The sequence below is a fragment of the Peribacillus sp. NPDC056705 genome (assembly GCF_043656335.1).
Genome location: NZ_JBHTYI010000180.1, coordinates 1 through 1,450, shown reverse-complemented (window position 1 = coordinate 1,450; position 1,450 = coordinate 1). Strand labels below are relative to the sequence as shown.

The following is a 1,450-nucleotide window of genomic DNA, read 5'->3' as shown; positions in this document are numbered from 1 at the left end:
TATCGCCATACGTATATTTGCCATCTGTCCCTTCAACCTCCTGGAGCATATTTTTGCCCCAATAGACAAACGGAGTATGGTAAGAGCCTGGCCGCTGGTTATTCTTGCGAATTTTATCTACCAGCTCAAGCCGCTTCTCCTCCGGGATATTGTCCCAGAAGGAATCCATGTTAATATAAATATCACCCTTGTTGTTAAAGGATTTATTCTGAATATGGTCATGGAAGAAATCCGAGACGGCAATCATCTTGTTATAGGACAGCTTATCGACATACGCCCCCCAGCTGTTCCAGCCGACTGGGACTCCTTGCGGGATATTCGGCCCGAAGCTGAGCGGGGGAGCAACCGCTGCATTCGCACGGCCATAAGCCTCCATCCCGTCCCGGTAATCACTATAGAAGCCTACAAAGATCTGAGGGGATTTCAGCGTCGTGCCAGAGATCGCCCCATGCTCCATCCGGTCATAGGTGACATTACGGGAGGTGAAGCCCCCGTAAACCTTAAGCTCATTTAGCCGGTTATCCGACCCGCCCCAGTAAACCCCAGTCTTCCAGGTATCATGGGTGACGGATCCGATCACAAGTCCATTGCGGCTAACATTATCAAAGATTGCCGTTACTTCCGAGCTGATATACTTATCGTTATTCAGGCTTGTATTCATTGTTTTGGACACATACCTGGACCAGGCGTCATTATCAAACGGCACTATTAGCACGCGATTATCCCCATATTGGCCTAGATCAACACCGCCTGCTGTGTTGAGCACTACAGGCGCCATATAATTGGAGCTCAGCTCGCTGCTGCCGCTAATTTCCTGCTCGGTTATGAAATAATCCACACCTTCATAAAAGTAATAGATTTGATCAAATGTGGGCAGTCCCGGCTTCTCATTGCGGACCGTCAACTTAATGCCCTTCCCGTGGCCGTCCTGTACAGGGACGATCTGGTCCGCCAGCAGCTGATGCGTATCCAGTTCGAGGCTACGCACAAGCTGATCTCTCAGCTTCACGCTGCCGTAGACGCCCTTCGCAATCATGCTGCCTTGCCAGGAATAGCCGGCAAGCCCCGTCTCTGTATTATAGAGAACTTCATAGGCACCGCTACCAATCACGAAGCCCTTCTCATGTTGAGTCACCCGAATGGAGCCATAATTTGACGTATTCAACTCCCCGCCGATATTACCCGATTCGCCCCACATTGCGGCAGGGTCCTGGACAGCATCTGCTGCAGGCGCCTTGCGGATCACAATTTTGTCCAGATTCGGAGAATACCAGTCCCCGTCCGAAAATAACAGCTTATTGTTTCCTGCTGCCAATTCAACAGCAAATTCATAGGTTCCGACCGATTCCCAGTCGTTTTTGCCGACTTCCGGTAAATCATATTTTTCCGCTTCACCAGTTCCATTTACTTGAACGAAGAAGGAGCGCGGGGCTCCAGAGGTGTAATACAC

Annotated in this window: 1 protein-coding gene; it reads right to left on the bottom strand. The window is 50.2% G+C overall.

All coding sequences use genetic code 11. The features are described from left to right. The coding region (locus ACFRAK_RS28690) for a carbohydrate-binding protein (protein WP_483878295.1) at nt 1–1,450 on the bottom strand (1,450 nt) is incomplete at both ends.